This is a genomic window from Treponema sp. (assembly GCF_017430385.1).
In the GTDB taxonomy this organism is placed as follows: Bacteria; Spirochaetota; Spirochaetia; order Treponematales; family Treponemataceae; genus Treponema_D.
Genome location: NZ_JAFRNB010000086.1, coordinates 1 through 9,156, shown reverse-complemented (window position 1 = coordinate 9,156; position 9,156 = coordinate 1). Strand labels below are relative to the sequence as shown.

At 43.9% G+C, this 9,156-nt stretch carries 10 protein-coding genes and 1 pseudogene; 1 reads left to right on the top strand and 10 read right to left on the bottom strand.

Annotated features, from left to right (window positions below):
• The 9 genes and pseudogenes from IJJ71_RS05935 to IJJ71_RS05895 all read right to left on the bottom strand — a co-directional run.
• Nucleotides 1–592 (bottom strand): annotated as a pseudogene (locus tag IJJ71_RS05935) (membrane protein insertase YidC); the annotation flags it as partial.
• A 53-nt stretch (nucleotides 593–645) separates the two neighbouring features.
• Entirely contained in the window at nucleotides 646–867 is a 222-nt protein-coding gene (gene yidD / locus IJJ71_RS05930) for a membrane protein insertion efficiency factor YidD (protein WP_296845911.1), read from the bottom strand.
• Complete coding sequence (gene rnpA, locus IJJ71_RS05925) at nucleotides 864–1,217, bottom strand: ribonuclease P protein component (RefSeq protein WP_296845910.1); 354 nt, start codon at nucleotides 1,215–1,217, stop codon at nucleotides 864–866. The genes yidD and rnpA overlap by 4 nt, the downstream gene beginning before the upstream one ends.
• A gap of 25 nt (nucleotides 1,218–1,242) precedes the next feature.
• Entirely contained in the window at nucleotides 1,243–1,398 is a 156-nt protein-coding gene (gene rpmH, locus IJJ71_RS05920; RefSeq protein WP_184656981.1) for a 50S ribosomal protein L34, read from the bottom strand.
• 119 nt (nucleotides 1,399–1,517) lie between these two features.
• Nucleotides 1,518–2,084, bottom strand: coding sequence for a DciA family protein (locus tag IJJ71_RS05915; RefSeq protein ID WP_296845909.1), 567 nt, complete (start codon nucleotides 2,082–2,084; stop codon nucleotides 1,518–1,520).
• Nucleotides 2,085–2,163: 79 nt separating this feature from the next.
• Entirely contained in the window at nucleotides 2,164–4,368 is a 2,205-nt protein-coding gene (locus IJJ71_RS05910) for an alpha-galactosidase (RefSeq protein WP_296845908.1), read from the bottom strand.
• A 69-nt stretch (nucleotides 4,369–4,437) separates the two neighbouring features.
• Nucleotides 4,438–5,280: a carbohydrate ABC transporter permease gene (locus IJJ71_RS05905; protein WP_296845907.1), complete on the bottom strand. Its 843-nt coding sequence runs from the start codon at nucleotides 5,278–5,280 to the stop codon at nucleotides 4,438–4,440.
• A gap of 9 nt (nucleotides 5,281–5,289) precedes the next feature.
• On the bottom strand, nucleotides 5,290–6,180 hold the full coding sequence (locus tag IJJ71_RS05900) for a carbohydrate ABC transporter permease (protein WP_296845906.1): 891 nt from the start codon (nucleotides 6,178–6,180) through the stop codon (nucleotides 5,290–5,292).
• Between the two features lie 76 nt (nucleotides 6,181–6,256).
• Nucleotides 6,257–7,594: an ABC transporter substrate-binding protein gene (locus IJJ71_RS05895; RefSeq protein ID WP_296845905.1), complete on the bottom strand. Its 1,338-nt coding sequence runs from the start codon at nucleotides 7,592–7,594 to the stop codon at nucleotides 6,257–6,259.
• 199 nt (nucleotides 7,595–7,793) lie between these two features.
• On the opposite strand from IJJ71_RS05895, the gene IJJ71_RS05890 reads away from it, so the two are divergent.
• The gene (locus tag IJJ71_RS05890) at nucleotides 7,794–8,633 is read left to right on the top strand and encodes an AraC family transcriptional regulator (RefSeq protein ID WP_296845904.1); all 840 of its coding nucleotides are present in this window, start codon (nucleotides 7,794–7,796) and stop codon (nucleotides 8,631–8,633) included.
• Between the two features lie 7 nt (nucleotides 8,634–8,640).
• Here IJJ71_RS05890 and IJJ71_RS05885 read toward each other — a convergent pair whose 3' ends face one another.
• Nucleotides 8,641–9,009: a CoA-binding protein gene (locus IJJ71_RS05885; protein ID WP_296845903.1), complete on the bottom strand. Its 369-nt coding sequence runs from the start codon at nucleotides 9,007–9,009 to the stop codon at nucleotides 8,641–8,643.
• Nucleotides 9,010–9,156 lie beyond the last annotated feature (147 nt).

Below are 9,156 nucleotides of genomic sequence, written 5' to 3'. Positions count from 1 at the left end.
GCTTGAAAGTGTAGTCATTCGGTTTGAAAGTGTATTTTTTTACGAGAGTAAATTCGCTTTCTGTGCCGTCTGCATTTTTTGAAGTGAATTTTTTGAAGAAGCCGATTGAATAATCATCAAGTCTTTTTGCTGTAAAAATGTCGTTGATGAGAGGACGGGTTGCACCACCGAGAGAAAGACCAAAAGCGCGGTTCTTGTCTGAAAGGTTTTCGATAAGCTCAACGCCTTTGCCTGTGTCTGCATCACGGTTTTTAAGGTTGCCACGGGCATCTTTCTCGATAAGCTCGTAGCTCACGATGTCACCACCACGGTTCGTGAAAGTTACAGCAACTTTGTTTGTTGTGATAGTGAATTTTTCTTCAGTAAGATTCTCTGACTCTGAATCTTCTGAAACGATTGAAAGATTTTCTTCAATAGAAGAATCCTGTTTTTCTGACTCGCCGGTAGCCTGATTCTCTACGACCTCAGTTGTCTGCTCGGTCTGAGCCTGCTGCTCCTGAGGATTTGGCGGGAACAAAATTGTCTGTGCCGCAAAGAATCCGACAAGAACGACAGTTGAGAGCGAAATAGCCCAAATGGTATTTTTTTCCATTATAAAACATCCTAATGCCAATTAATGGCAGTAATTTTCTCTGTTAATGATTTTCACGGAACCGGATCGTAACCGCCTGAATGAAAAGGATTGCATTTTAAAATTCGTTTTGTCGAAAGATACATTCCCTTGATTGGGCCATGCTTCTGCAAAGCTTCCAAAGCATAAGCCGAGCAAGTAGGATAAAACCTGCAGCAAGGCACTTTGAGCGGAGAGATGAACTTTCGGTAGAAGCGAATTGGTAAGCCTAAAATGAACACAAGTGCGTTCTTCATTCTTTGACTAAACCTGCTTTTTCACACAATGTACGAAATTGAACACACCGCGTGCTGAACGAGTCTTTCTCGGAAGGGGGATATACCAGAAAAAGCATATCATATCCGGTGTTCAGGTGTGCTTTTAAATTACGATAGGTTTCGCGACTGAATCGTTTGGCACGATTGCGCTGAACTGCATTGCCAAAACCGCGGGGAAGGGGAAAGCCAATCCGGTTGAAATCCAAGCCGTTTGGGAGAAAGAAAAGTTTTGCCCCCGCCGTGCTAGCCCTTTTCCCGTTTTTAAACAGATTCTTGAAATCACCGGGCTTTTTAATATGCTCTTCGCGCGTAAAACCAGCTGACTTCATAGAACCTGCCTCTTGTTAAAAAGAATTAGTATTTTTTGTGCTCGTCACAAACTGAAAGCTTCTTGCGGCCCTTTGCTCTTCGGCGAGCGAGAACCATGCGACCACCGCGAGTTGCCATGCGAGCGCGGAATCCAAATTTTCTGTTTCTTTTAACTTTACTTGGCTGGTATGTTCGTTTCATAGAACATTCTCCTTATTTTGTTGGGGATCACCCTAAATTTTGATAAAAAATTTGAGCAATTTTGCAAGAACTTCCTCTATCCTCGCAAAAATTTGGTAGTGGCAAATAGTTTAACAAATTTATCGGGGAGAGGTCAATATATCCGCCTTGAGTCTGTCAAGAATTTGTCTTAAATTTTCGGGAATTTCTTTGTTTTGTGGGGAATTATCTCCATTTTGCGCGGAATCTACTGAAGCCGGGCGAATTTTTTCATCAAATTCCTGAATCACTTTTTCTTCTTTTTCGATTCTTTCTTCTATATTATTTCGGATTTTTTCTTCGGTTATTTGGCTGTGAAGCTCGGCGTTTGTGCCCCGGAGACGGAATGCCAGCGACGAAATTTTTACATCTGGAACGCCGCGTTTTAAGCCTGTCAAAATATATTTCTGATAAATGCGGAGTGTCTGAATCCAGGCCGGGTGGTCGGCTTCAACAAGAAGGATGCCGTTCTTCAAATCGATTACGCGGGAATGTGCATAGAGGTTCGCGCCCAGGTTTTCGCCGTTCTTTGCGTTTGAGCGGATTGATTCCAGCGTGAGCCTCCATGTTTTGAGAAGCTTGTTATTTTTTTCGACTTCCGCACGCTCAATGTTCGTGAACGCCGTCATTATCATTTCCTTTGCGGAAATCAGGTTATCCTCTATCATGCGGGATACATTCTGTAGGTTTTGCGGAATAATTACAAGAGAGAGGAGGGCTTCTCTTGCAATCATCCGCAGGGAGAGTTTACATTCTCACCAAATGCCACTGGTAAGCCTTGAAGTGGAGCATGTTTTCCTTAATTGGAAGCCCCATTTCTTCAAGTGCATCGGAAGGATACAATTTGCCAGTTGCTTCGTCTCGGTAAGTGCAGCCGCTTTCAAGGCCAGAAATCGGCACATAAAGCGGAGTCATGTTTCCGTGCATTTCAAGCTGAACTGAGCTGACTAATGCCTCGCTCTTGTTCTCGGCAACGAATGCCCAAGAAGCTGTCTCGTCGGTAAACGGGTTCGTGAGCCTGTAATAGTCGCCGTTTTTAATCAGCTTGGCGTATTTTTTGTAAGATTTTACCTGCTCGCGAATCTCTGCTTTTTCCTCGGCACTGATTTTTGCCAAGTCAAGTTCGTAGCCAAAAGTGCCTGCCATTGCGACAACGCCACGAGTATTCATCGGGCAGACTCGGCCAGTCTGATGATTCGGAACGATTGAAACATGAGAGCCGACAGTGCTTGCAGGGAAAGCGAATGAAGTTCCGTACTGAATGCGGGTTCGGTCAATTGCATCGGTATTGTCGGAGCACCAGATTTGCGGCGTGTAGAACATCATGCCGGCATCAAAACGACCGCCACCGCCTGAGCAGCCTTCAAAAAGAATGTTCGGGTAGCGTGAAGTGAGTTTTTCTGCGAGCGAGTAAGTGCCTTTTATGAAATCGTAGAGAACCGCGCCCTGATTTTTTACATTTTCTGCATACGAATACACATCGTTTATGCTTCGGTTGAAATCCCATTTTACATACTCGATGTTTGCTGAATCCAAGACTTTGCACATCTGCTCGAAAATCGCCTCGACGACTTCCGCTCGTGAATAATCCAGAACAAGCTGATTTCGTCCGCGAACAGGTTTTCTTCCCTTGAAATTCAAAGCCCAATCCGGGTGTGCGCGGTAAAGGTCTGAGTCCTCGTTGATCATTTCAGGCTCAAACCAGATTCCAAATTTAAGGCCAGTCTCGTTGACTTTTTCGACAAGTTCTTTGAGAGAGCAGCCGATTTTCTTTTCGTTGATAATCCAGTCGCCCAAGCCGGAATTGTCGTCGTCGCGTTTTCCAAACCAACCGTCGTCCATTACGAGCATTTCGATTCCAAGCTCCGCCGCATCTTTTGCGAGCTTTAAGATTGAATCTTTTGAGATGTTGAAATAGTTTGCTTCCCAGCTGTTGAGCAAAACAGGTCGGACTTCATCACGATATTTTCCGCGGCAGACATTTTTTGCGATGCACTTGTGGAAATTGCGTGAAACCTGACCGATTCCTTTGTCCGAGTAAGTCATTATAACCTCTGGAGACCAGAAAGTTTCGCCCTTTGCGACCGGGTAAGAAAGCATTTCCTCCTGCAAGCCGAGCTGAACGCGAGTTGAGTTGAACTGGTCTTTCTCGGCCTCGCCCTTGAATCCGCCTGAGTAAGCGAAATTCAATCCCCAGACGCTGCCGGAATTTTCTGTGGCGTCTTTTTTGCAGACAATCATGACCGGGCTGTACTGATGGCTTGAAGTTCCGCGGCGGCTGGCGATTACCTGAGAGCAGTGAGTGATTGGAGTCCTCTCTGCGTTGCGTTCCATTGCGTGACGGCCGTAGAATTTTATGAAATCATAGTTTCCGCTTACAAAATCAAGTGATGCTGCCTGCAATTTTTCGACTGTGAAAGTCTCGCTTCCAAAATTTGTGACAGCAACGCTTCGGGTGATGATGTCGAGCTTCGGCAAGATTCCGTAAAAAAGTTTCACCTGAATCTTAGAAACCTCGTCCTCAAGAATGATTTCGAGTGTCTGAGCTTCGTCGCTTGCATTTTCTGAATAAACGGCTGGAAGGCCAGGAAGAGAATATTTTCCGTCAGAAATTTTGTAAGACTTGTAACGCAAGTCCAAGCCCCAAGAAGAGTCGGCGTATTTCACATCGAAAGCAGGGCTTCTAAAGTCTCCTACACCACGGACAGGGAATTCAAGCGGCAAAAAGTCAAGAGAATAAGTTCTGTCGGCACCAGCATCGTAAGGATTCGGTGAAAATCCACGGTCTGCCTGAGTCGGAAGATAATCCGCAACGCCGCACATTTTCTTTCCGTAGTAAAGATGGAGCAAAAAGCCGAATTTGTCAGCTTTCATTTGATAAGTAGAGTTTTCCGTTTGGAGCGTAAAAATCCCGTCATGGAAAAATATTCCATTTTTGTTTGAGTCAGCCATAATTTTTTCCTTTTTAGAAGTAGATTTTTGGATTGCCGAGCCTAGCCCGGCAACGACATCAATTTTTTGCTACAACTTTAAGCCTGATGTTGCGATTCCCTTAACAAACTGTTTCTGGAAAATCACATAAATTACAATCATCGGAATGACGGCAATGACAGCTGCGGCCATCATCGTCGGGTACTCTGTTCCGTACTGTCCCTGCATCTTTGCCAGGCCAGCCGAAAGGGTAGTCGTCATCGAATTTGTGCAGACAATCATCGGCCACATCAAATCCTTGAAGGCAAAAAGTGCTGTGAAGATTCCCAAAGATACCATCGCAGACTTAGTGAGCGGCATCATTACGAAAAGGAATCGCTGTCCGACATTGCAACCGTCCATGTTCGCAGCTTCCTCCAAATCCCTCGGCAAACCTTCGAAAGCCGTTTTGAGCAGGTAAGTTCCGAAAGCCGAAACCATTCCTGGAAATACAAGACCACTAGTTGTGTTGAGCCAGCCAAGCTTTGAAACCATGAGGTACTGCGGGATGATGAAAATCTGTGAAGGAATCATCATCTGAATCAAAACGAGCGCGAAGAGGAAATTTTTTCCTGGGAAACGCAAGCGGGCAAAAGCATAGCCTGCAAGTGTCGCCGTAAGACATGCCCAAAGGATGCGGAAGAAAATCATCAGCAAAGTGTTCTTGTACAGAATCAAGAAATTGTATGATTTCCAGACCGTCACGAAATTCTCCCAATGCCAGGTAATCTGCGGGAAGATATAGAACGGATCAACGGAAATGGCTTCCTGATTTGTCTTTACCGCCGTAAGAATCATCCATGCGAACGGAACAAGCATTATAAAAGCCATTATGATAAGGATTGCATACATTATTTCCGTAGACTTGCTTTCCAAATATTTTTTGTTTTTCATATTCTACCTCTAGCGACTAACAAATTTCTTCTCGCACTTCTGCATGATGACCGTAACAATCATGATGAAAACAACCAGAAGCATTACCAATGCCGAGCCATAGCCCTTGTTTCCGTTCCTAAATGCGTAAGTGTAGAACAGGAAGACCGTTGACTGAACATTAGGCAGCGCAACATTCGTTACATCCATTACCATGAACATGAGGTCGAAAACCGTGAGAGTCGCGATTACACGAGTCTGAACGATAAAGAATGTGGTGTTGCTTAGCAGCGGAACCGTTATATGAAAAAACTGACTTATACCAGATGCACCGTCAATTGTGGCGGCCTCGTAATAGTCACTTGGAATTTCCTGAAGAGCAGCAAGGAAAAGAACCATATTGTAACCGATGATTGACCAGACGCCGATTGCGCCAACAGAAATCCATGCGATGTGCGGATTTGAAATCCATGCAATATGAGTTCCAAAAATATTATTCAAAAGACCAAATTCCATGTTATAGAGCCACTTCCATACCATTGCAACAGCGGCAGGGGCACATACCATTGGAAGGAAGAATATTGTCCTGAAAACTGATTTTCCGATTATCTTTTTGTTAAGAAATACTGCCAGAGCCAAAGCAATTGCGATTCCAAAAGGAACCTCAATCAATGCGTATTTTATTGTGTTCAATAATGACTGCCAGGTCTCACTATCGCTCATTACAGAGATATAATTCGCAAACCCGACAAATTTGTTTCCTTTTCCGAAGTCACCTGTCTTGCAAAATGACTGATAGACCGTATTTAAAGCCGGAATGAAGTTAAGAATCACAAGACCTATGATTGTAGGTGCGACAAATGCCAACCCCCAGATTGCCTCATTTCTTGCCGCTTTAGTCATCTTTGTTTTACCTAACATTTTTCCTCCAGTAAAGCTGCCCGAAATGAAGCGAAAAAAATGCGCCTCATCCGGACAACTGATAATTTTGTTAGAATTATTCCTCAGAAATAGCCTTTGTAATCAAAGCCTGTGCATTTTCACAAGCCTTTGCCATAACTGCTGGATCATTAGGATTCTGCCATGCGTCAAGGAATGCGCCTTTCTTTTTGAGTCCGTCTTCCCAAACAGGTGTGTTTCTTGTGTATGGTCGGAAGTAGAGTGAGCCGTTCTCTTCGATTTTTGTGAATGCGCTTACATCCATTCCCTTGAATGCGTTTGCGAAAGCTGCTGATTCACCGTACATACCAGCCATTGTTACGCCAAGCTCAGACTGCTCTTTCTGTCCAACCTGTGAACAGAAGTAAGCGATGAGTCCCCATGCAGCGTTCGGGTCTTTTGTGTTGTAAGAAGCAGCCCAGCCCAAGCCGTTGTAAGCAGACCAGCGTTCGTTCTTCTCACATTTGCCGTTTTTGTTCAAGTCAGCGTAAGGAAGCATAGCCCAAGCATAGTCCTTTGCATTCTCTGATGTGTAGAAGCTGTTGATCATCCAAGAACCCTGAGTAATCATAGCGACTTTGCCAGACTTGAAGAGGACATCGTTTGAAGTCTCAGAAACTACAGTCTGTGGAGCAGAAACTGTGAGGATTTTGCGAACCATTTCCATACCAGCTTTTCCAGCATCCGAGCCGATAGTTGTGCTTTTGTGGTCGTCAGTGATGACTTTTCCGCCATAAGCATAAACCATGTTATACCAGCCGTCCTGGTTGTTTGATGTGTCTACAGCATATCCGTAAACAGTGCCGTTTGAAGCCTCGGTGATTTTCTTTGCAGCCTCATACATATCCTCGTAAGTCCAGTTATCATTTGGATATGCTACACCGTATTTGTCAAAAATTGCCTTGTTATAAAGAAGGGCGATTGTATCGTGATCTTTCGGAACAGCGAAAACTTTTCCGTCTTTGCGTGTGTAAAGATTTTTAATTCCGTCATAGTAGCGGCTCATGTCGATGCTCTTGTCAGCAGCGATGTACGGATCGAGATTGAGCAGCAAATCATTCTCCATGTACATCTGAACAGTGTTAGAGTGCATCCAGAATACATCCGGCATCTGTCCGCCAGAAGCACCAGCCTCAAGCAAAGTCCAGTAGTTGTCCCAGTCAACAACCTCAATGCTGACCTTTACGCCAGATTTTGCAGTCCATTCATCAGCAATCTTCTGCAAGCCTTCCCTCTGGTTGTTATCCCAAATGTTGACCTTGATAAGATTTGTTGTGAATCCCTCGCCAATTTTAACTTCTTTTGAAGCAGCAGCCTTTTTCTCGTTACATCCGACAAAAGATGCAAGAGCCATTGCAGCAAGAGCAGCAGCAGACAATAATTTAATTTTTTTCATTTTTCCTCCAAAAAACTTATTAAATTACTGATTCAAGTGTAACACTGAATTTTCAGATGTAAATGAAATAAAAGTTTGAATTTTATATCATTTTGTTGCTTTATAAGATAAAGTGATATATAATGAGATAAAATGATATATCCTTAAACAGCAGTATTGCATGGTTTTAGGACATAAAAAAAGTTTTCGGCAAGTAAAAATGGAAGAAGACAATTTTTATATATTTTCTAGCGAGAATTTTGTTGATTTAAATCTTTACCAGTGCGGATGGGAAAAATGTGCTAGTGGTCATTCATTCGGTCCTACTACGCGAAATCACTTTCTATTTCATTATGTAGTACGAGGAAAAGGAACCTTAATCTCAAATGACGGGAAAGGAAAAGACACCGAATTTCATATAAGCGGTGGTCAGGGATTTCTGATTTTTCCCGGTCAGATCACTACCTACTTTGCTGACAAAGACAATCCCTGGGAATACACATGGCTCGAATTCGACGGACTCAAGGTAAAAGAAGTCATTGATTTGACAAAACTCACTATAGAAAACCCTGTTTACAAGCCCAAGGACTCAAAACTAGCCGAGGGCCTCCTTCATGAAATGACATACATTTCCCACAATCCGCAGGAAGGAGTTTTCAATATAATCGGTCACGTTTACTTATTCCTGCACTACCTGACAACTTCATACTGGCGTGAAAATGTAATGCGTACCACAAAAATGAGCGATTTCTATATAAAAGAATCGATAAACTTCATCGAGCAGAAATATATGCAGGATATCAGCGTCGATGACATAGCCGAACTCTGTCACCTCAACCGAAGCTACCTCACGAAAATCTTCAAGCAAAGCACAGGAAAATCGCCAAAAGAATTCCTGATAATTTACCGCATGTCCAAAGCCCAGACCCTCCTGCGGAACACAGAGCTTTCGGTCGCCGACATAGGAAGGGCAGTGGGGTACAACAACCAGCTCAACTTCTCAAGGGCCTTCAAAAATTTCTGCGGAAGCTCCCCAAGCATCTGGAGAGAAAAAAATTAGCTAAAAGCTAAGAATTTTTGTCCTTCGCGTACACACTCAGCCCCACAAGCACACAGCCCTCGATATACGGAAGATTTTTCTCGTTGAGATAAGAAAGCAATTCCTCGCTCTCTGCGCCCGGCTGAATTACGATGCACTTGAAAGGCTTTGTACATTCCCTGATAAGAGCCAGCCCCTTCACAGGATTAATACAAAGATCGATGATGTCAATGTCGCCAGGAATGTCGTTAAAACTGGCAAGCTCCTTCCCAACCGCATGAACCGTATACCCATGCTCCAAAAGCCCCTGCTTGATTTTGTAAGCATATTTCTCAGGATTAAGCGTGTCGCCCGCAACGGCAAAAACCTGCTGCTGCATGATTTCTGGTAATTCCATAAGCGTAGTGTAGCATGAAAATGGGAAATTAGGAATGAAAAATATGGTATTAAAAGAAATAAAAGGGATTGGGTCGCAACCGCCGATAAGCGGCGGTCGGGCTATCCGCAGTTCCGCTATCGCTACAGCCGCTCACTCACTCGCTTT